1 pseudogene is annotated in these 512 nt (G+C 54.1%); it reads right to left on the reverse strand.

Annotated features, from left to right (window positions below):
- Nucleotides 1-325: 325 nt before the first annotated feature.
- Nucleotides 326-512 (reverse strand): annotated as a pseudogene (locus ACTHUE_RS20110) (helix-turn-helix domain-containing protein); the annotation flags it as partial.

Genomic DNA, 512 nt, shown 5'->3' on the forward strand with positions numbered 1-512 from the left:
TTTTCGTTGGGCTTTCGGGCTTTGAACCGGCGTTTGAGGAGGTGTTCCGATATTTCGCCCATGGCGGGATGGCGGTAGGCTTTTTTCGCCCGTATGAGGGCTTTCAGTTCCAACTGCTTCATCAACCGCGCCGCTTTTTTGCGGTTCCAATCCAATGCTGCGGCAATGCGCCTTTGCCCGTAGCGTCCTTTATGTCGTCGGTAGGTTTCGACGAGGAGGGCTTTGTCGGCTGCGTCGGGGTCGGGTCGGTCTTGGTGGTGGTAGTAAAAGCTGCTTTTGGGCAGGTTTGCGATGTGCAGCAGGTATTTGAGCGGGTGTTGCGCCCTCAGTGTTTGGACGGTTTGGCTTTGTCCTTTGCGGTCCGCTTTTGGCTGAGGGCTTTTAACTCCTTTAGGTAGGCGACCTCTGCGCGCATATAGCACAACTCTTCGATAAGCTCTGCATGTGTTTTTTCTTGGTCGGGTTTGTCGGCGATGAAGGGGTTTTTGCGGTGTTGGGGCATGGTTTTAGAT

This window comes from Neisseria sp. P0021.S005, from assembly GCF_051956955.1.